The sequence below is a fragment of the Asanoa ishikariensis genome (assembly GCF_900107455.1).
Taxonomy (GTDB): Bacteria; Actinomycetota; Actinomycetes; order Mycobacteriales; family Micromonosporaceae; genus Asanoa; species Asanoa ishikariensis.
Genome location: NZ_FNQB01000002.1, coordinates 143,628 through 162,520, shown reverse-complemented (window position 1 = coordinate 162,520; position 18,893 = coordinate 143,628). Strand labels below are relative to the sequence as shown.

Genomic DNA, 18,893 nt, shown 5'->3' with positions numbered 1-18,893 from the left:
GACTATGGGCCGCATAGACGCGCGCCAAACCCTCAAAGCTCCCGACAAGGGTCAGGTGAAGGGTCGAGTCAAGGGACAACCCGCACCACTCACCTTGGCGGCGCCCGCGTCCCGACGCAGCAGCTTAGGTCGATATCTTGGCCCAGCCAAGGTCCAGCCGATAGATGTTCTCGTGGTGGTAGGCGAGATATCGCTCGCCCGGGGTGACCGCACCGTCCGGCACGAGCAACCTCTCGGCCAACGGCGGCGACCCGAACGCGGCCGCCACCACCGCGTTCTCTTTCACCTGTCGCCGTAACTCGGGTTTGACGTGGATACGCAACCCGCCGTTGACGGTGAGCAGCCCGGTGTCGAAGGCCGCGTCATGCGTGGGGCAGGCGGCCAACCCGTTCCGAACGTCAAGGCGCTCACTCGCAGTGCTCTTGGCCCATGGCTTGATGTGACTTGCGACCAGCATCCGCGGGGCACGGCCGCCGTCGACGTCGACCCGCAGACCGCAGAACGCGCATCGGTGACCATGGTTTCGCAACACCTTGGTGGCGAACTGGTGCTGGCCGACCCTGATGGCGGCGACGAGCAGCTTCTCCGTCGTCGTGGTGGCCACGTCCGGGCGCTTCTCGGCCCAGGTACCCACCAGAGGCGCCACGTCCGACTCGATCTCGCCGTGGCTGAGCTCCTCCTGCCCGAGCAGCACGAAAGCAGTGTCCTCAGGTTCGAGACCGAGAAAGTCAGGCAGGTCGTCGGTGGTCAGGCCTTCCGCACGGGCGGCCCGGAGCAACAGTCGGTAAACCGCGACGAGCCGTTCAGGATCAGCCAACAGCGCGGCTGCGACCTCGACCTCGTGCTTGGCGCCGTTGGGCCAACTCCCTTCGAGGTTGGCCATCTTGGCGAGCAGGCTGCCGTTGGACCGCGCGAACAGCAGCGCCAGCGTCGGCAGCGGCTCCTCGGCCCGATGCGCCGACTTCCCTCCGTACCGCCGACGGTTGACCAACAGGCCGGCGGCCAGACAGAGCAGAGTCTCGACAGGCGTGAAATCGACCTGGCGTCCGCCGGCTACCGGCCGCCGCAACCGAATCGCACGCCATTGGGCACGAGCCGCCGGCACGGTCACATCGAGATAGTCAGCGACACTCGGCACCCGGCCTCCTCTTCCCGTCAGCGCACCCTAACCGTTGTCCTTGATCAGGCGGAGGACCCGAGCGGGTGGGATGAGCGGCAGGCCGTGCAGGTCGCGGAGAGTGTCGCGGCCGAGCGGTCCCTCCACGTCCAGTGGGAGCCGGGCGACGAAGAGTGGGTACATGTCGTCGACCGGCGCATTGTGTGTCAGATCAGCAAGCGGCTTCCGCTCGCGCTGGTCGTCGGGGACGACCTTGCCGGAGTCATTCGACGCAGTCATCCGCGGGTGGCAGTCGTGGTCATCAGCGATCCCGACGTCGACGAGCTGCGGGGATCAACCGACGTCCTGCGGCGGACCTTGCTCCCCTACGGCTGGACTGACGAGTTCGACCCTGAGGCGTTCAGTGCGCTCGATCTGTTTCTGGAAACCACCTGAAGTTGGTGCATAACGGCCGACTGGAGCGGGGCGTTGTTCCTGTGTGAGACGTCGGACGTTGCTCAATGCGGCCATTGTCGGTGCTGTCGGGCTCGGGGTCGCCGCCGTCGGCGGGCTCTCGAGCGCACAGACGACCGAACCCGAAGCCGCCGCCGGGGATGAGCGGGTCGAGAAGAAGGAATCGGTCGCGCGGGGCAAGACCATCGACTTCTACACCGCCGTTCCCGCAGGCCACGGCGACGGCAAAGGGCTGCCGATCTGTCTCGTCATGCACGGCGCCTCGACGCGGCCTGATGATTTTCGCGGTCTCGGGTTCGGGCGCGCGCTCACCCGGGCCGTCGAGAAGGGCAGTCCGCCGTTCGTGCTGGCCGGCGCCGACGGTGGGCGGCGCGGTTGGCGGCCGCATGACGGGGACGACCCGCAGCGGATGGTGTACGAGGAGATCCCGAACTGGTGTGCCGAGCGCGGCTTCGACGTCGGTCGGCTCGCTATCTGGGGTTGGTCGATGGGTGGCGCCGGCGGGCTGCGGCTGGCCGAGACCTTCCGCGGTTTCGCCAAGGGGGTCGCCGCCTTCTCCCCCGCCGTCAGCCGCGGCGACGACGTCTTCCAGAGCGTCGGCCGGTTGCGCACGCAGCCCCTCGGGCTCTGGTGCGGGCTCGACGACCCGCTGTTGGATGACGTCAAGGCCCTCCAACTCGCGCTGCCCATGCCACCGATCGCGGGCGGCTACAGCGACGGCGGGCACGACATGGACTACTGGAAATCCGTTGTCCCGCAAGCGTTCCAGTTCATCGGCGGCATGTTGACCAGGCCAAAGCCAAGCCCCACCCCAAGCCCTGCCCCAAGCGCGACCATGGGCTGATCGGCCCTGCGTCTGGCACCTTTGTGCGCATGGCAGCAGCAGCAACCAGACGCGCGTACCTGACAAACTGGACAATCAGTGTGCCGATCATCGCCCTGGTCGCGCTCTTCCTGAGCTGGAACCGCGACCTGCCGGGGTGGGCCGTCACGCTGGTGGCGATCTGTCTGGCCGGCGCCGTCCTCGCCGCTGTGCACCACGCCGAGGTGGTCGCCGCTCGGGTCGGCGAGCCCTTTGGCTCTCTCGTGCTGGCGGTCGCGGTCACCTTCATCGAGGTCGCCCTGATCGTCACGCTCATGATCAGTGGTACGCCCGAGAAGACCGCTAGCCTCGCGCGGGACACCGTGTTCGCCGCCGTGATGATCACTTGTAACGGGATCGTCGGGCTCAGCCTGCTGGTCGGCGCGCTGCGCCGGCGGGTCGCGGTGTTCAACCCGGAGGGCACCGGCGGCGCACTGGCCACGGTCGCCACTCTGGCCACGCTGAGCCTCGTGTTCCCGGCCTTCACCACCAGTGAGCCCGGCCCGGAGTTCTCCGCCTCCCAGCTCACCTTCGCCGCCATCTCCTCGCTCGCCCTCTACGGCCTGTTCGTCGCCGTGCAGACGGTCCGGCACCGCGACTACTTCCTGCCGATCACCACCAGCGGCACCGTCGTCGACAGCGAGGAACACGCCGACCCACCCAGCACCAAGGCCGCGCTCGGCAGCCTCGCGCTGCTGGTCGTCGCGCTGGTCGCGGTGGTCGGCGACGCGAAGGCGGTGTCGCCGACCATCGAGAAGGGCGTGGCCGCGGCCGGCTTCCCGCCCACCGTCGTCGGCGTGGTCATCGCGCTGCTCGTGCTGCTGCCGGAGACGCTCGCCGCCGTGCGGGCCGCATTGCGCGATCGGGTCCAGACCAGCCTCAACCTCGCGTACGGGTCGGCGATGGCCAGCATCGGACTGACCATCCCAGCGATCGCGATCGCGTCGATCTGGCTCGACGGGCCGCTCACCCTTGGTCTGCCGGCCACCGAGCTCGTGCTGCTCACACTCACGGTGCTGATCGGCATCCTGACCGTCGTGCCGGGGCGAGCCACCGCGCTGCAGGGCGGCGTACACCTGTCACTGCTCGCCGCATTCATCTTCCTCGCGGTGCGACCGTGATCAGGGCTAAGGTTCCCCGATGGGATGGGTCGACGGCCGGCTGACGTTCCGCTACGCCGATCCGGATCACCGGCTGGCCGGCGTACGCCTGGCACAGCATGCCGGCCTGCCCACGGACCGGCTGGATTTCGACTACCGCGACCAGGCCTGGCTCCTGGACGTGCCGGCGCCGGCGGCGTGGCGGCTCGAATACCAACTCAAGCTCCGCCACCTCGACGGCCGCGAGGAGTGGGTCAACGACCCGGCCAACCCGGCGCGGGTCGGTGGCGCGTTCGGCGACAAGTCGGTGCTTCGTCGCGCCGACTACGTCGAGCCGATCTGGCTGGACCTGCCCGGCGCCCGTGGCACGTGGCGTGAGCTGACCGTGCCGGCACCGGCGTTGGACGCCGAGGTCACCGTGCGGGCCTGGTCGCCACCGAGCGCCGGCGACCGGGTGCTGGTCGCGCACGACGGTCCCGAGTTCGACAAGCTGGGCGACCTCGGCCACTACGCCGCGGCGATGGTCGGCTCGGGCACGCTGCCGCCGTTCCATCTGGTGCTGCTCGGTCCCGGCGCACGCGACGACTGGTACTCCGCCAACAACGCCTATGCCGCGACGCTCACCGGCCCGGTGCTGGACGCGCTGCGCAGTGAGCTCGGCTTCGAAGGCCGGTTCACCGGGATGGGTGCGAGCCTCGGCGGGCTGGCGATGCTGCACGCCCAGCGCCGCTATCCGGCCGCGTTCGCGGGGCTGTTCCTTCAGTCGGGCAGTTTCTTCCGGCCGAAGCTGGACCCGCAGGAGTCCGGCTTCCGCTATTTCCAACGGATCACGCGGTTCACGGGGCCCGTGGTGGCGTCCGCGTTCGCCGCGCATCCTGTGCCGACTCGGCTCACCTGTGGCACCGTCGAGGAGAACCTAGCCAACAACCGGGAGATGGCGGACGCTTTGGCCCGGCAGGGCTATCCGGCGGAGCTGGTCGAGGTGCCCGACGGGCACCACTTCACCGCTTGGCGGGACGCGTTCGACCCGCACCTGACCCGGTTGCTGGCCCGGTCGTGGGGCGAGACGTCGTGGAGCCTGGGCTCGTTCGGCCCGGGTTCGTGGGGTAGGCCGTCGGGAGGCTAGCGTGCGGGAACACTGGGTCGAGCTGTTCTCCCCGGCCATCGGGACGGCCGGATCCGTCGTCCGATATGGACATTACGGCCGCCCGGTGCTGGTGTTCCCGTCCGAACAGGGCCGGGCCAGCGACTTCGCCGCCAACGGCATGGTCGACGCGGTGGCCGACCTGCTCGACGCGGGCCGGGTCAAGCTGTTCTGCGTCGACTCGCACGACGCGGCCTCGTGGGCGGCCCGCGACCTGCCGCTCGAGGAACGCGCCCGGCGGCACGGCGCGTTCGAGTCGTGGATCGTCGAGCAGGTCGTGCCGTTCATCCGCGATGACCAAAGCGGTGACGACGCCGACATCGCTGTCGCCGGTTGCTCGATGGGCGCATTCCACTCGCTCAACTTCGCCTGCAAGCGGGCCGACCTGTTTCCGCTGGCGATGTGCTTCTCGGGCAACTACGACCCGGCGGCCTGGAACGGCTGGGGCGAGCGCGGCGATTCCACCTACTTCAACAGCCCGACCGACTATCTCGGGCACCTGAACGGCGACCACCTCGACTGGCTGCGCTCGCGGCTGTCAGTGCTGCTGGTCTGCGGTCAGGGGCAATGGGAGGACACCACCGGTGCCCTCGACTCCACGCGGCAGGTGGCCGGACTGCTTGCCGCCAAGGGGATCCGGCACGAGCTGGATCTGTGGGGCCACGACGTGCCGCACGACTGGCCGTCGTGGCGCGCGCAATGGGCACATCATCTGCCCCGCTTCTGTTGACTGGGGAGGCATCACGTGGCCGACGTCGAACACATCATCGGGTTGCTGCTGGGCACGGAGGACGACTGGCCGCGCGCCTACGAGGCGCTGGTCGACCGGCTCGGCCCGGTGGTCGACGGTTCCGGGCGCAAGCACCGGCTGAAGACCACCCGGGTCACCATCGAGCCGTTCAACCTGCGTGACAAGCCCCGCCACTCGCTGGTCATCGACCGGCTCGCGTACTGGTACTACCACCCGCGCGAGTGGCTCAAAAAGGTGTCCATGATGGACGACGTCTACCTGCTGAACAGCCCGTTCACCTTCCAGTCGATGGAGAAGCATGCGGCGTACTGCGCCATGATGCGGCTCGGGCTCAAGGTGCCGGAGACCGTGCTCGTGCCGTACAAGCATCCGCTCGAGAACTCCCGTTGGGCCTACACGGCGGCCCGCTACAACCAGTCGTTCGACCTGGACTCGGTGGCTTCGGAGCTGGGATATCCGCTGTTCATGAAGCCTTATGACGGTGGCGCCTGGGTCGGTGTCTCGAAGATCAAGGACAGTGCCGAGCTGCATGCCGCGTACGACGAGTCGGGCGAGCGGTTGATGCACCTCCAGCAGTCGGTCGAGGGCTACGACGTGTTCAGCCGGTCGCTGTCGATCGGCCCCGAGACGATGGTGATGAAGTTCCGGCCCGAGCTGCCGATGCACGACCGGTACGCGGTGGAGCACGGCTTCCTCAGCGACGAGACCGGCGACGAGGTGGTCACCATCTCCCGGCTGGTCAACGCGTTCTTCGGCTGGGAGTTCAACTCGTGCGAGTCGCTGGTCCGGGGGACCGAGGTGTACCCGATCGACTACGCCAACGCCTGCCCGGACGTCGCGCTGACCTCGCTGCACTACTACTTCCCCTGGGCGATGAAGGCGCTGCTGCGGTGGACCACGTTCTGCGTGGTGACCGACCGGCGGTTCCAGGTCGACCTCAACACCAGGCAGTACTTCGAGATCGCCGACCGGACCGACCTGAGCTACCAGGAGAAGCTCGCCGCCTATCGCAAGCTGGCCGACGACTACTTCGACACCGAGCGGTACGCCGACTTCTGCGCGTCCCGCCTGGCCCACGTCGACGAGCTCGTCTACGACTGGGTCCGCTCGCCGGACTTCGACACGCTGCTGGTGGAGACCGTGCGGGCGACGTACCCGGAGCATGAGCACGACCGGTTCGTGGCGCATTTCCGCGGCCTGACCGGGGCCTGGGTGGCCGACCAGGAGGGATAAACCGCTGGCCGGCTTGGCGCGCGTCTGCCAGGCTCGGCAGCAACCGGGTCCCGACGACAGGAGCATGGCAATGCGAGGCATCGAAAACTTCCGCCCATCCGTGCGAGTTTTCGAGGACAACGCTGCCCATGCACACCGTCAACATCGGGATTCTGGCGCATGTCGACGCCGGTAAGACAAGCCTGACCGAGCGCCTGCTGTTCGACACCGGGGTCATCGACCGGCTCGGCAGCGTCGACTCGGGCACCACACAGACTGACACCGGCGAGATCGAGCGCCGGCGCGGCATCACGATCAGGTCAGCGGTCACCGCGTTCCGCGTCGGCGATCGCCAGGTCAACCTGCTCGACACACCGGGACACCGCGACTTCATGGCCGAGGTCGAACGCGCACTCGGCGTGCTGGACGGCGCGGTCCTGGTGCTCTCGGCGGTCGAGGGCGTGCAACCGCACACCCGGCTGCTGATGCGCACCTGCCGCGCCCTGCGCCTGCCCACGCTGCTGTTCGTCAACAAAATCGACCGGTCCGGGGCTCGCGAGGCGGAGTTGCTGGCCGACGTTCGCCGGCTGCTGACGCCGGCGATCGCGCCGCTGGGCACCGTCGACGCGATCGGCACGGCCGAGGCACGGTTCACCGCGTCCCCGACGGCCATGCCCGACTGGTTGCCGTTGCTGGCCGAGCATGACAACGGGCTGCTGGCCGCGTACGTCGAGGACCGCCCGGTGCCTGGCGACGCCCTGTGGGATGCGCTGCGGACCCAGACCGCCGCCGGGCTGGTGCATCCGGTGCTGTTCGGGTCGGCGCTGTCCGGGACAGGCGTGCCCGAACTGCTCGACGCCATCGGCGACCTGCTGCCACCGGCACCGCCCCCGGAGCCGGAGCCCCGCGCCCGGGTCTTCGCGATCACCCGAGGACCCGGCGGCGCGAAGGTGGCCTACGCCCGCTCGTACGGCGGCGCCCTCACCGCCCGCCAGCGCCTCCCGGTGTTTCGGCGCGCTGCCGACGGCCGGGTGGAGTCACACCGCGCCCAACTCACCGGCGTCGCGGTGGTCGGCGACCCATCCGCGTCCGCCCTGACCGCCGGCTACATCGCGGCGCTGCACGGACTGTCCAGCGTGCGGATCGGTGACCAGATCGGCTCCACCGCGGGCCTGGACACCGCCAGCCACTTCCCCCGACCCAGCCTGGAGACGGTGGTGAAGCGCCGGGACGGCGGACCGGCCACGGCGCTGCATGCCGCGCTGCTCCGTATGGCTGACGAAGATCCGCTGATCCAGGCCCGGGTGACCGCGTCCGGCGAGACGGGGCTGCGGCTCTACGGCGAGGTGCAGAAGGAGGTGATCGCGACGACGCTGGCCGACGCGTACGGCATCGCCGCCGAGTTCGCACCGAGCCAGCTCATCCACCTGGAACGCCCGACAGGCGTGGGCAACGCTGTGGAGATCATCGGCAACGGCTTCTTCGGCACGGTCGGTTTGCGAGTGGAGCCCGGCACCGGCATCGAGTACGACCTTGAGGTCGAGCTGGGTTCGCTGCCGCTGGCGTACCACAAGGCGATCGAGGATTCGGTCGTGCAGACGCTGGAGCAGGGCCTGTGCGGTTGGCCGGTGACCGACGTGCGGGTGACTCTGACGCACAGCGGCTATTGGTCGCCGATCACGGTGGCCGGGGATTTCCGCGACCTGACTCCGCACGTGCTGATGCAGGCGCTCGCGCAGGCCGGCACCCGGGTGTTCGAGCCCTGCCACAGCTTTGAGGTGGACGTGCCCGTCGTGGCATTGGGCCCGGTCACTAGCGCCCTGGCCCACCTCGGCGGCCTGGTCGACGAGACGGTGCCTACCGGGGCAGGGACCGGCGAGACCTGGCGGATCACCGGCTCCATTCCGGCCCGGGCGGTCACCGAGGCTCAGCGGCGGCTGCCGAACCTGACCAACGGTGAGGGACTCTGGACCTCCACCCAAGCCGGCGACCGCCCCGTCCAGGGCCGGCCTCCCCGGCGACCCAGAACGGATGGGAACCCGGTGGACCGGGCCGAGTACACCCGTTGGCTCGCCCAACGCGACCTCACCACGAGCGGCGGCCGCGGCAAATAGCGTCAGGCCTCGAAGGCTTTGCTCACGGCCAGCGTGTCCTCGTACAGGTGCAGCCGCACGATCTTGCCCTCGGTGACCGTGAGGTGCATGGCGACCGGCGTTTCGAAGCGCTTGCCCGTGGAGACGGCGGTGTGTGCGAACGTGCCGAGGACGACCACCTCGGCGCCGTCGATGACGACCTTGTCGACGGCCGCGGTGCTCTCGCCGGCTACGAAGGCCTGCCAGAGGAGGCCGAAGTACTCGGCGACCTGGTCTTGCCGGGATCGGCGGCCGGTCCATGGGAGGTCGGCTTCGCCTGGGACGTTCCAGTCGATCTCATCGGCGAAGAGCTCGGCAAGGCCGTGTGCGTCCTGCACAGAGAGCCGGCGCAGGAACTCGGTGGTTACGGCCTCGGTGGTGTCAGTCATGATCATCCCCTTCAGCGCACGAATCCGGACAGTCCGTCCGATTGCACTTCCAACGATACGGACGGGCTGTCCGCTTTCCGGTACGATCGAGTTGTGAACTCCGCGACTCCGGGCAGGGCAAGGCCGCAGCGGGCGGACGCCAAGCGCAACTACGAGGCGTTGCTCGCCGCGGGCAAGTCCGTTTTCGCGCAATCTGGCACGCAGGCGCCGCTCGAGGAGGTGGCCCGCCGGGCAGGCGTCGGGCAGGGCACCCTCTACCGCCAGTTCCCGACCCGCGAGCACCTATTCGCGGCGATCATGTCGGAGAGCATCGACCTGCTCGACCGCACCGCCCGTGAACTGCTCACCGCACCGGACCCGTGGGACGCACTGGTCCAGTGGCTGCGGCTCTACGACGAGAGCGCGGCACGCTACCGAGGCATGACGAGGGTCGTCGCCGAAGGCATCGCCGACGACTCCTCACCGGTCGCCGTCGCCTGCACGCCTATGAGGGCCAGCTTCGGCGACCTCTTCGACCGCGCCCGCGCGGCCGGCCTGGTCCGGCCGGACCTCACCGCGCTCCAACTGTTCACGATGATCTCGGCTCTGCCGAAGGACCCGGAACGCGGCACGACCGTCCCGCCGTACCTGGATGTGGTCCTCAAGGGCATCAAACCCTAGGCGCAGGCCGCGCCGATCTTGTCGGCTACCCCGGCGAGCTCTTCCTTCGCCGCGTTGACCGGGGTGTTGTCGTCCGGGTCGGCGATCTTCTTGACGGTCGCCGCGCCCTCGGTCAAGGCGGCCTTGACGTCCGCCGCGACCGGTTCGCCGGACAGCTCGGTGAGCTTGTCGGACCAGCTCGTCAGGACCGCGCGGAACTCCTTCTCCGCCGCGTCGGTCTTGGCCTCGTCGCCTTCCAGCGCCACCTTGAGCAGGTTCTCGACGCCCTCGTCGAAGCCGCTCGCACCCGTCTTGCTGACCGCGACGGCCTCACCGCACGCGCTGGCGGTTGCGGCCGCCTCGCCTTCGCCGGCAGCCGCCGACGTGCCGCCGGCTGGTGCGGCGTCAGTGTCGGAGCCGCACGCGGCGAGCGCCAAGGCGGAGGCGGCAAGGACGGTGACCAGGATCCGGCGCATGGCGGGGGCTCCTCGGGCAAGGGCGGGAAATCGACGAGACGAGACCGTAGCCCACCGCCGCCCGACGCGCTGCCCCGCTCAGTAGGCGAACTCCGCGCTCTTCGCCTCGCCACGGATCGCCGTGCCGTCGTTGTCGTACACGCGCCAGCTCTGCACCAGGACAAACCGCTTGCCCCTGGGCGGGGTCAACGTCGTCGGACCACAGAGCCGCTCGGAAAGCTCGGGTCCGAAGACCAGACCACGGCAGGTGTGCGGCGTCCCGACGGTCCGGCCGGCCGTGTCCTGGAGCGTGAGCGTGATGTCCGCGCGTACCTCCTTGGACCGCAGACCCCCGGAGATCCGCACTCCCGGTCCGGTCGCGTAGCAGGTGTTGGAGAACGCCGGCTGGAGGAACTTCCACTGGTATCCGGTGCACTTCGCAGCGCCGAACGCGGTCGGCAGCGGCGCCACCTTGGCCTCCCGCGACGCCCGCGCCGTGGCCGGCTGCGGCTTGACCATCCGGTTGGCGGTCAGCCCGGCGGCCGCGGTCTCCACCGGATCGCCGCCGCGGGCCGGGTTCGCGCCCTTGGCCTTGGCCGACGACTGCGGCGACGCTGTCGGGCGGCTGGCGTCGGCCGTGCTGCCGTTGCCCGGCCCCGGCCACTCGAAGGCGACCAGCGCGACCGCGATCAGCACGAACGCGGTGACCACCGTGGTGATCGCGTGCCAGGCCGGTGCCCGACGGCGCTGGGTGGGAATCCACGGCCGCGCGGTGAGCGTCGACTGCATCGGCAGCCGGGGCAGCTTCGGCAGCGCGGGAGTCGCGCCCAGCCGGAGCGCCGCCGTGCGCAGGGCGACACCGATCGAGGCCGCCTCGGGCCGGCGGGACGGGTTCTTGTCCACACAGGACGCGATGAGCTTCCAGAGCACGTCCGGGATGCCGGGGTTGCGGCGCGGCCGAGTCTCGACGTGCCGGCGGAACACCGAGCGGGGCGTGTGCCCGGCGTACGGTGGCCGCCCGGTCAGCAGCTCGAAGAGCACCATCCCGAACGCGTACATGTCGGATGCGGGTGACGGTCGTGCGCCGTTGATGATCTCCGGTGCCAGGTAGTTCGGCGTGCCGAGCAGCGCGCCGGTGGTGGTCAGCGCGGGCGCGTCGACGACCCGGGCGATGCCGAAGTCGGTGAGCCGGACCTGGGGATCGCGAGCCAATGCGTCGGGCGTACCCACCAGGATGTTGTCGGGTTTGAGGTCGCGGTGCACGACACCGAGGTGATGCGCGTGCGCGAGGCCGTCGGCGACCGCGGCCATCACCGTGGCCGCCTCGGCGGGCGTCAGCGTGCCGCGGGCGCGCAGCACCTCGCGGGCGCTGCCGCCGGGGACGAGCTCCATCACCAGGCCGAGCGACTCGCCGATGGTGAGCAGCTCGCGGACCGGCACGATGTTCTCGTGCTCCAGCGCGGCGAGGATCGCGCGCTCCTGCACGAACCGCATCACGGCCTTGGGCTGTGGCACCAACTCGTCACGCAGCAGCTTGATCGCGACCTGTTCGCCGGTCGCCTGGCTGCGGGCGCGCCACACGGTGCCACTGGCGCCGGCACCGATTTGTTCGACCAGCTCGTAGCAGCCGCCGACCACGCGTGCGCAGGGTTTGCCGGGCGCGGGGACAGGCTCAGGTTCCGGCGCGGGCGTCTTCGGGGGTTCGGACGTCACTTGACAGTCATACTCGTCAAACATCCTATATGCCGGGACACACCCAATAGGCCCCAATGGAATCCCCTGATCGGAGGACAGCTATCCAGTGATGATGTTGACCGCGATCGCCAGCACGATCGCGTTGTAGAGGAAGCTGATCACGCTGTGCACCATCACGTGGTAGCGCACCGTGCGGCCCCGGACCTCCACGTCCGACGCGGCGAACGAGACGCCGACGGTCACCGAGAAATACAGGAAGTCGATCAGCCGGGGGTACGGGCACTCGGGGAACCGCCAGTCCGTCCACTGTGCGTAGAAGCGGGCGTACCCGAGCTGCAACAACAGCCAGGCGCAGATCGTGACGAACGCGCCCAGCCCCTGCACCAGCCCGCTGTAGTCGCTGTTCTCGTCGACCGCCAGCACGTCGAGCGAGGCGCCGAGCCCGGTGATGCTCGCCGCGACGGTGAAGAAGAAGCTGAACCGGCGGCCCGTCAGCCGGGCGTTCATGCCCGTGACCGGCGGTGGTGGCACGTTCGGGTCGGTCAGCCGCTCCCGCCGCACCCGCAGCGTGCCGACGAACAGGTAGGCGGCCGCGAGCAGGCTCCAGAACAGCAGGAAGAGCACGACGTTCGGCTCGCTCTCGCTGCCCATGATGGTGAACAACAGCCCGCCGACGGCGAGGACCACCTCGACCAGCCGCGCGGTCAGCGTGCCGGCCACACCCACGACACGGCTAACGCGTGGGCCGATCAAGGGTTGCGCCGGCTTCCCATTTGTCCAAGCGCAGCGCGGCGCACGTCGATACCGTTCGGGACATGACCACTGACACCGAGACGGGGCCGGAGCGCAACACCCGCCCCAGCGACTACCCGGCGGCGATCATGCCGATGCTCGCGTACGAAGACGGCGTGGCGGCCATCAAGTTCCTTGGCGCCGCGTTCGGTTTCACCGAGCGGATGCGGCTGACGGCGGACGACGGCTCCATCGGGCACGCCGAGCTCGCCCTCGGCGACGCGGTGATCGCGCTCGCGACACCGCAGGGCATCGGCTACGAGAGCCCGAAGCACCACCGCGAGCACTGCACGTCCGCGATGCGCTGGACCGAGCAGCCATGGGTGATCAACGGCGTGATGATCTACGTCGACGACGTCGACGCGCACGCCGAACGAGCCCGGGCCGCCGGTGCGAAGCTGCTCAGCGAGCCCGAGGACCAGCCGTACGGCGTCCGCAGCTATCGGGTCGAAGACGCCGAAGGCCACCGCTGGATGTTCAGCCAGCATCTCCACGACACGAAGCCGGAGGACTGGGGAGCGACGACGCCCTAATCCCGGACGGCGGGCATCGCGCGCAGCGCCGGCAGGGAGGCGAGCCGGTGGAAGGCGGCCTCGGTCGGCGAGCCCGGCTCGGCACAGTAGACGATCATGCGTTGGTCGCTGTCGCTGATGTGCAGCACCTGGCACTCGAACTCGAGCGGGCCGACGTCCGGGTGGTCGACCCGCTTGCGCACCCCACGCCGCACGGCCACGTCGTGGCTGGCCCAGAGCCGGGCGAACAGGGGCGCGAGCGCAAGCAACTCGGTGACGAGCTGCTGGATGCCCGGATCACCGGGATAGCGGGCGTACGCGGCACGCAGGTCGGCGACCGACGCCGCGGTGAACGCCATCGCGTCCTCGTCGCGCCAGTGCACGTCCTCCGGCGGCCGGCGGAACATCCAGCGAATCATGTTGCGATCGTCCAGCGGGTACGCCGACAGGTCGCCGATGAACCGGGTCGCGAGCGAGTTCCAGGCCAGCAGGTCGTACTTCGCGTCGACCACGTACGCCGGAGTCAGCGGCATCGTGTCGAGCAGGTGGCGGATGGCCGGCAGCAGCTCGCGGCTGGGACCGACCACGGCCGGCGGCGTCTCGCCGGCGATCCGGAAGAGGTACTCCCGCTCGTCGATGGTCAGCATCAACGCCCGGGCCAGCGCGGCCAGCACCTGCCGGGACGGCTGCGGTCCGCGGGCCTGCTCCAGCCGGATGTAGTAGTCGATCGACATCCCGGCCAGCTCGGCCACCTCCTGGCGACGCAGGCCGGGCGTCCGTCGCGGCCCGGTGCCACTGCCGGGCAGGCCGACGTCGGAGGGCCGCAACCGCGCGCGGCGGGTGCGCAGGAACGCGGCGAGCTCGGACCGGTTGACCGTCACGACTCAAGAGTGCCTGCTTCGGCGCCGGCGTGGGTGGTACGGCCGGTACCAGGCAGAACCGGTCCTGCCGCGCCGCTTTTCGGCCCGGCAGGCTCGACCGCATGACACAGATCGCTTTGATCACCGGCGCGAACAAGGGCATCGGGTACGCGACGGCACGCTTGCTGGGCGAGCTCGGCATGACCGTGCTGCTCGGTGCCCGGGACGAAACCCGCGGGGTTGCGGCGACCAAGGAGCTGAGCGGCGCCGGGTTGGACGCGCGGTTCGTCGCACTGGACGTCACCGACGCGGCCAGCGTCACGGCCGCGGCCGACCTGGTCACGGCGGAGTTCGGCCGGCTCGACATCCTGGTCAACAACGCCGGCATCCTCCGCGTCGACGGCCCGGCCGGGGCGCCCAGCGCGACCACGCTCCCGACGCTGCGGGAGGTTTTCGAGACCAACGTGTACGGCGTCGTCACGGTCACCAACGCTTTCTTGCCACTGCTGCGTCAGGCACCGGCCGCGCGGATCGTCAACGTGTCCAGCGAGGTCGGCTCGATCTCGTCGCTGACCGACCCGGCGAGCCCGCTGTTCGCGCTGACCTCCGTGCCGTACCCGGCCTCGAAGGCGGCCCTCAACATGATCACCGCGATGTACGCCAAGGAGCTGCGGGACACCCCGATCAAGGTCAACGCGGCGAACCCTGGCTACACCGCGACTGACTTCAACTCCCACCACGGCTTTCGCACACCGGAGCAGGCGGCGCGGGTGTGCGCGCACCTCGCCACGCTGCCGGCCGACGGCCCGTCCGGGCTTCTGTGGGGCCACCTGATCACCATCGAGGGCGACCAGAACGGCGTTCTTGCCTGGTGATCTCGGCGTAAGGAAGGGCCCCTTGTTAACGCTTTCCGCAGCGCAAGGGGCCCTTACTAACGCGGGGTCAGTAGCCGAGGCCGACGGTGCGGCCGACGGTGCGGGGGTCGCCGAGCGCGACCATGATCGCGTCGGCCAGGTCGGCCCGGGACAGCCGGAAGCCGCCGCGGACGTTGCGGTCGACGGCCGTGCGGTACGGCTTGCGCCCGCCGTCGGTGAGCTGCGGCGGGCGCAGCACGGTCCACCGCAGTTTGCTGTCGAACACCAGCCGCTCGGTGCGCGCGAAGTCGTCGAACTGCTTCTTCAACACGGTGTTCCCGATCAGCGGCTTGATCACGTAGCGGGTGAACGGCCCGTCCCCGGCGTCCCGCGCGTGGCCGTTGCCGGTGACCACGAGCAGCCGCGCCGCTGGGTTGTTCGCGCTCATCGCGGCCACCACTGCCGCCGCTCCCCGCGAGCAGACGGTCGCCTCGGTCTTCGGGCGCGGGCCCAGCGTGTCGATGACGGCATCGCGCCCGCTGACCGCGGCCGCGATCGAGTCGGGGTCGAACGCGTCGGCGACGACCACCTCTAGTCGTGGGTCGGCGCCGACGGGCAGCCGGGCCGGGTCGCGGACGACCGCGGTGACGTGGTGGCCGGCGTCGAGCGCTTGGCGTACGACGTGTTGGCCCGTGCCGCCGGTCGCACCGAGAACGGTCAGTTTCATGGCTGCCTCCCGTGGTTAGTGAGCGCTTACTAACCACTAGGATGGTGAGCGCTCACTAACCTGTCAATGGGAGCCCAATGGATACCAGGGAATTGATCCTCGACGCCGCCGCCTCGGTCATCCGCCATCGCGGCATGGCCAAGACGACCACGCGCGAGATCGCCAGGGAGGCCGGCTACTCGGAGGCCACGCTCTACAAGCACTTCACCGGCAAGGCCGAGCTGCTGGTCTCGGTGCTGCGCGAGCGGTCACCGGCCATGGCCCAGCTCACCCGCGCCATGGACAGCGACGACGACGACCTGGTCGAAGGCCTGACCGCCATCGCGGGGGCGGCGATCGCGTTCTACACCGACAGCTTCCCGATGCTCGCCTCGATCTTCTCCGAGCCGACGATCCTGGCCGCGCACACCGCGGGCCTACGCCTGGTGGGCGCCGGACCGCAGCGCGTCAACGAGGCAGTCGTCGAATACCTGCGCCGCCACCAGACCCTCGGCGTCGTCTCCGCGGACGCCGACCTGGACGGGGCGGCCGGCCTGCTCGTCGGCGCCTGCTTCCAACACGCCTTCCTGGGTCACATGAACTGGTCAGAGCGCCGCACCGACGAGCGCGCCGCATCCGCTTTCGCCGCGCTGGTCGCCACCACTCTGCGCTGAGCCACACCCAGGCTGCGGACGTGGCGTCAGCGCTTCCGGGCGCGCTCGCGGCCCAGGATCCACAGTGCTTCGACGCCGTCTTTCCAGGTGATCTTCTTGCCCTCTTCACGACCACGGGCGCGGTAGCTGATCGGCACCTCATACGGCCGGATCTTGCGGCGCAACAGCTTCCCGGTCACCTCCGCCTCCATACCGAAGCCCCGCGACTTGATCTCCAACGACCGATACAACGAGACCGGCAACAACTTGAAGCAGGTCTCCAGATCACCGATGTACGAGTTGAAGAGCACGTTCGCCGCGGTGGTGACGGCCTTGTTACCCATCACGTACCAGAAGCTGTACGCACTGTGGCTACCGAAGGTCCGATTGCCGTAAACCACCTTCGCCCGCCCGTCCAGCACAGGGGCCAGTAACCGAGGGATGTCCAGCGGGTCGTACTCCAGGTCCGCGTCAAGGATGACCATGTAGTCACCGTCCGCGCTGTCGACCGCGGTCTTGATCGCCGCACCCTTACCCGCGTTACGCGGATGCGTGATCACCCGCAGGCGCGCGTCATCGGCAGCAGCGTCGAGGATCGCACCGGTGCCGTCACGACTGCCGTCGTTGACCACGACCAGTTCGATCTCGCACGGGTACTCGACCGCGAGCGCCTGCTTGAGCGCCTCCGCGACGCGTTCTTCCTCGTTGTAGACCGGCATCAGGATCGAGAGCTTCAACGGAATCTCCTAGGGGGTGTCTCGTGGATCAGGGTGGTGCGGCGGCGAGGTCCAGATGGCGTCCGGGCGTGCGCGGAGGCCGGTCGGATACCGGTGTTGTATCTGGCCGGTCTCCGCGTGCGGTCGGACGCCATCTGGGCCCGGCGCGGCGCCGGCATGATCCACGAGACACCCCCCAGGCAGGTCAGTACATCTCAAGGCATGGGTTGGGCGGCGACGCCGGTGGGGAGAACGGCGGGGCCTCCGTGATGTCGACAAGCGCCCAGGAATGCGGTCCGATGCGGTCCCGTGGGGCATCGTGGCGTTCCTGGACAGTGCCGATCGCGTCGAGGGCTCGCAGCGAGACGTCGAAGTTGTCGCGCCGCGTGGTCGCGTTCAACCGGCCTTGGACGTAGAAGACTCGTTTGGCACCGGCGAGCGTCTCGTACAGGCGGATTTTCTTCTCCTCGGGGCTGGTCGGCTGGCAGAGCCGCACATGGAAAACGTCGTTTCCGAGGTCGAGATATGGGCTGTACCAGGTAGTGACCGGGTTGCCGAAATAGTAAACAAGGACGACATCGCCCGGCCGGACCTGACCCGAGACGTCCCTGAGCGCATCGCGGAGCGCTTCCTTGCCCAACGGCGCCGCGATCTCCTTTCGGACGGTTCCGGCGACCGGCCGGACCATCGCAAGCCCACAGGCCAGGACGGCGAGCGTTGCCACGACCGCCCGGCCGCGGAAGGTCGCACCGGCCACGACGGCACGCACGATCCCGACGAGTCCCGCGACGACCAGCAGCACGGTGGGAGCGATCAGGTAGATCGCGGGCCGGCCGACCATCGGGAACCCGCGCAGGGCGGCGGCCCCGACCGCGGTCACGAAGACCATGGTCAGCATGGCCGCCCACAACCGGTCACGCCGCCAGAGAGCGACGACCCCGACGATCATGAGCAGCAGCACCAGCCATCCGAACCGCCAACTCATCGGCGCCGTGACAAAGGTGGTCCACATTTTCGGCAGCCAGGCCAGCAACTCGCTCGGTCCCGCGTTCCTGGGTGCGGTGCCGTTGACGAAATAGTCCGCCTGGTTCGGATAGAACGAGAAGCGGTGCCGCCACCACACGAGGAACGCGGCGGCGAGAGCGGCCGGCGCCGACAGCGCGGCCTGCCAACCGGCGTCGGCCCACGCACGCCGCAACGCAAGCAGCCCGACGAGCGCCATCGTGACCGCCGCTGTCACCAGAATCGCGCTGAACGACACGAACACCGCGACCCCGGTCGCCGCGACCCACGTCGCCGAGCGCCAGTCGTAGCTAAAACCGTTCCACCGGAGCGCCTCGTGTGCCCACGCGCCGAGTACGAGCAGCGCCAACGCCACCGCGGCCTCGAAGGTGTACTGCTTGAGCTCGCCCGCGTAGACCAGCAACATCGGCGAGACCGCGAGCAGGGCGACGACAGCGACCGCACCGGCCCGGCCGATCGCCCGGCGCGCGATGAACGCACCGAGCCCGAGCACAACCAGCGCACCCGCGTACGACGGGAGCCGGAGCACTCGGTCGTCAGCGCCGACCACCCCGAGCAACGTCTTCTCCAACCAGAGCCAGCCGACCGGCGCGACCTGGTCGTAGTGCAGGTTCCCGGTCAGCGCGAGGTAGCACCGGCGCAGGTTGTTGGCGATGCTCGCCTCGTCCTTCCACATCCCCAACCCGGCCCACCACACGTGCGTCACACCGACGACGCCGACCGCCAATGCCGACCCGAGAAGGACGCGGTACAGCCGCTCGACGATGTGATCAACCCGCATGCCACCCAGAACTCCACCGCACGGAGATCCGTTGCACCCAGCCAGGA

General features: G+C 69.3%; 20 protein-coding genes. 11 read left to right on the top strand and 9 right to left on the bottom strand.

The features are described 5' to 3' along the window. Nucleotides 1-124: 124 nt before the first annotated feature. Complete coding sequence (locus tag BLV39_RS15100; RefSeq protein WP_090791976.1) at nucleotides 125-1,138, bottom strand: HNH endonuclease; 1,014 nt, start codon at nucleotides 1,136-1,138, stop codon at nucleotides 125-127. 84 nt (nucleotides 1,139-1,222) lie between these two features. Here BLV39_RS15100 and BLV39_RS42345 point away from each other — a divergent pair, with 84 nt between their 5' ends. The 7 genes from BLV39_RS42345 to BLV39_RS15065 all read left to right on the top strand — a co-directional run bounded on the left by BLV39_RS42345 (nucleotide 1,223) and on the right by BLV39_RS15065 (nucleotide 8,753). Continuing rightward, a complete protein-coding gene (locus BLV39_RS42345) occupies nucleotides 1,223-1,552 on the top strand; it encodes a hypothetical protein (protein ID WP_143049770.1) in 330 nt (109 codons plus the stop codon). Between the two features lie 43 nt (nucleotides 1,553-1,595). Beyond that, nucleotides 1,596-2,414, top strand: a complete 819-nt coding sequence (locus BLV39_RS15090; RefSeq protein WP_090791970.1) for an alpha/beta hydrolase — start codon at nucleotides 1,596-1,598, stop codon at nucleotides 2,412-2,414. A gap of 29 nt (nucleotides 2,415-2,443) precedes the next feature. Further along, nucleotides 2,444-3,553: a calcium:cation antiporter gene (locus tag BLV39_RS15085; RefSeq protein WP_090791968.1), complete on the top strand. Its 1,110-nt coding sequence runs from the start codon at nucleotides 2,444-2,446 to the stop codon at nucleotides 3,551-3,553. Nucleotides 3,554-3,572: 19 nt separating this feature from the next. Next, nucleotides 3,573-4,658 (top strand): alpha/beta hydrolase, encoded by a 1,086-nt coding sequence (locus tag BLV39_RS15080; RefSeq protein ID WP_090791965.1) that lies wholly within the window; start codon nucleotides 3,573-3,575, stop codon nucleotides 4,656-4,658. A 1-nt stretch (nucleotide 4,659) separates the two neighbouring features. Further along, nucleotides 4,660-5,406, top strand: coding sequence for an esterase family protein (locus tag BLV39_RS15075; protein ID WP_090791963.1), 747 nt, complete (start codon nucleotides 4,660-4,662; stop codon nucleotides 5,404-5,406). Between the two features lie 15 nt (nucleotides 5,407-5,421). Next, nucleotides 5,422-6,660, top strand: coding sequence for an ATP-grasp domain-containing protein (locus BLV39_RS15070; RefSeq protein WP_090791960.1), 1,239 nt, complete (start codon nucleotides 5,422-5,424; stop codon nucleotides 6,658-6,660). A 128-nt stretch (nucleotides 6,661-6,788) separates the two neighbouring features. After that, complete coding sequence (locus tag BLV39_RS15065; RefSeq protein WP_090791959.1) at nucleotides 6,789-8,753, top strand: elongation factor G; 1,965 nt, start codon at nucleotides 6,789-6,791, stop codon at nucleotides 8,751-8,753. Between the two features lie 2 nt (nucleotides 8,754-8,755). Here the strand turns inward: BLV39_RS15065 and BLV39_RS15060 are convergent, their stop codons facing one another. Next, the gene (locus tag BLV39_RS15060) at nucleotides 8,756-9,160 is read right to left on the bottom strand and encodes a nuclear transport factor 2 family protein (RefSeq protein ID WP_090797321.1); all 405 of its coding nucleotides are present in this window, start codon (nucleotides 9,158-9,160) and stop codon (nucleotides 8,756-8,758) included. Between the two features lie 93 nt (nucleotides 9,161-9,253). Here BLV39_RS15060 and BLV39_RS15055 point away from each other — a divergent pair, with 93 nt between their 5' ends. Further along, nucleotides 9,254-9,820, top strand: a complete 567-nt coding sequence (locus tag BLV39_RS15055) for a TetR/AcrR family transcriptional regulator (RefSeq protein ID WP_176984930.1) — start codon at nucleotides 9,254-9,256, stop codon at nucleotides 9,818-9,820. On the opposite strand, the gene BLV39_RS15050 is transcribed toward BLV39_RS15055, so the two are convergent. The 3 genes from BLV39_RS15050 to BLV39_RS15040 form a co-directional block, all read right to left on the bottom strand. Then, nucleotides 9,817-10,275, bottom strand: coding sequence for a hypothetical protein (locus BLV39_RS15050; RefSeq protein ID WP_090791956.1), 459 nt, complete (start codon nucleotides 10,273-10,275; stop codon nucleotides 9,817-9,819). The genes BLV39_RS15055 and BLV39_RS15050 overlap by 4 nt on opposite strands. A gap of 78 nt (nucleotides 10,276-10,353) precedes the next feature. Then, nucleotides 10,354-11,967, bottom strand: coding sequence for a serine/threonine-protein kinase (locus BLV39_RS15045; RefSeq protein ID WP_176984929.1), 1,614 nt, complete (start codon nucleotides 11,965-11,967; stop codon nucleotides 10,354-10,356). 81 nt (nucleotides 11,968-12,048) lie between these two features. After that, nucleotides 12,049-12,669 (bottom strand): DUF1345 domain-containing protein, encoded by a 621-nt coding sequence (locus tag BLV39_RS15040; RefSeq protein WP_090791950.1) that lies wholly within the window; start codon nucleotides 12,667-12,669, stop codon nucleotides 12,049-12,051. A 95-nt stretch (nucleotides 12,670-12,764) separates the two neighbouring features. Here BLV39_RS15040 and BLV39_RS15035 point away from each other — a divergent pair, with 95 nt between their 5' ends. Continuing rightward, entirely contained in the window at nucleotides 12,765-13,274 is a 510-nt protein-coding gene (locus tag BLV39_RS15035) for a VOC family protein (RefSeq protein ID WP_090791946.1), read from the top strand. On the opposite strand, the gene BLV39_RS15030 is transcribed toward BLV39_RS15035, so the two are convergent. Further along, nucleotides 13,271-14,134 carry a helix-turn-helix transcriptional regulator gene (locus BLV39_RS15030; protein WP_090791943.1) on the bottom strand — a complete coding sequence of 288 codons (864 nt, stop codon included), beginning with the start codon at nucleotides 14,132-14,134 and terminating at the stop codon, nucleotides 13,271-13,273. The two genes, BLV39_RS15035 and BLV39_RS15030, sit on opposite strands and share 4 nt — an antisense overlap. 101 nt (nucleotides 14,135-14,235) lie before the next feature. Here BLV39_RS15030 and BLV39_RS15025 point away from each other — a divergent pair, with 101 nt between their 5' ends. Further along, nucleotides 14,236-14,988: an SDR family oxidoreductase gene (locus BLV39_RS15025; protein ID WP_090791940.1), complete on the top strand. Its 753-nt coding sequence runs from the start codon at nucleotides 14,236-14,238 to the stop codon at nucleotides 14,986-14,988. 67 nt (nucleotides 14,989-15,055) lie between these two features. Here BLV39_RS15025 and BLV39_RS15020 read toward each other — a convergent pair whose 3' ends face one another. Continuing rightward, a complete protein-coding gene (locus tag BLV39_RS15020) occupies nucleotides 15,056-15,694 on the bottom strand; it encodes an NAD(P)-dependent oxidoreductase (protein WP_090791937.1) in 639 nt (212 codons plus the stop codon). Nucleotides 15,695-15,771: 77 nt separating this feature from the next. On the opposite strand from BLV39_RS15020, the gene BLV39_RS15015 reads away from it, so the two are divergent. Then, nucleotides 15,772-16,347, top strand: a complete 576-nt coding sequence (locus BLV39_RS15015) for a TetR/AcrR family transcriptional regulator (protein WP_090791934.1) — start codon at nucleotides 15,772-15,774, stop codon at nucleotides 16,345-16,347. Between the two features lie 26 nt (nucleotides 16,348-16,373). Here BLV39_RS15015 and BLV39_RS15010 read toward each other — a convergent pair whose 3' ends face one another. Further along, the gene (locus tag BLV39_RS15010; RefSeq protein WP_090791930.1) at nucleotides 16,374-17,063 is read right to left on the bottom strand and encodes a glycosyltransferase family 2 protein; all 690 of its coding nucleotides are present in this window, start codon (nucleotides 17,061-17,063) and stop codon (nucleotides 16,374-16,376) included. A 184-nt stretch (nucleotides 17,064-17,247) separates the two neighbouring features. Then, a complete protein-coding gene (locus BLV39_RS15005) occupies nucleotides 17,248-18,846 on the bottom strand; it encodes a hypothetical protein (RefSeq protein WP_090791927.1) in 1,599 nt (532 codons plus the stop codon). Between the last annotated feature and the right edge of the window lie 47 nt (nucleotides 18,847-18,893).

Bases quoted from the DNA above. Each gene is read 5' to 3' on its own strand.
- BLV39_RS15080 (WP_090791965.1), top strand. From the start codon at position 3,573: ATGGGATGGGTCGACGGCCGGCTGACGTTCCGCTACGCCGATCCGGAT.
- BLV39_RS15060 (WP_090797321.1), bottom strand. From the start codon at position 9,160: ATGACTGACACCACCGAGGCCGTAACCACCGAGTTCCTGCGCCGGCTC.
- BLV39_RS15005 (WP_090791927.1), bottom strand. From the start codon at position 18,846: ATGCGGGTTGATCACATCGTCGAGCGGCTGTACCGCGTCCTTCTCGGG.
- BLV39_RS15015 (WP_090791934.1), top strand. From the start codon at position 15,772: ATGGATACCAGGGAATTGATCCTCGACGCCGCCGCCTCGGTCATCCGC.
- BLV39_RS15050 (WP_090791956.1), bottom strand. From the start codon at position 10,275: ATGCGCCGGATCCTGGTCACCGTCCTTGCCGCCTCCGCCTTGGCGCTC.
- BLV39_RS15025 (WP_090791940.1), top strand. From the start codon at position 14,236: ATGACACAGATCGCTTTGATCACCGGCGCGAACAAGGGCATCGGGTAC.
- BLV39_RS15085 (WP_090791968.1), top strand. From the start codon at position 2,444: ATGGCAGCAGCAGCAACCAGACGCGCGTACCTGACAAACTGGACAATC.
- BLV39_RS15035 (WP_090791946.1), top strand. From the start codon at position 12,765: ATGACCACTGACACCGAGACGGGGCCGGAGCGCAACACCCGCCCCAGC.
- BLV39_RS15020 (WP_090791937.1), bottom strand. From the start codon at position 15,694: ATGAAACTGACCGTTCTCGGTGCGACCGGCGGCACGGGCCAACACGTC.
- BLV39_RS15065 (WP_090791959.1), top strand. From the start codon at position 6,789: ATGCACACCGTCAACATCGGGATTCTGGCGCATGTCGACGCCGGTAAG.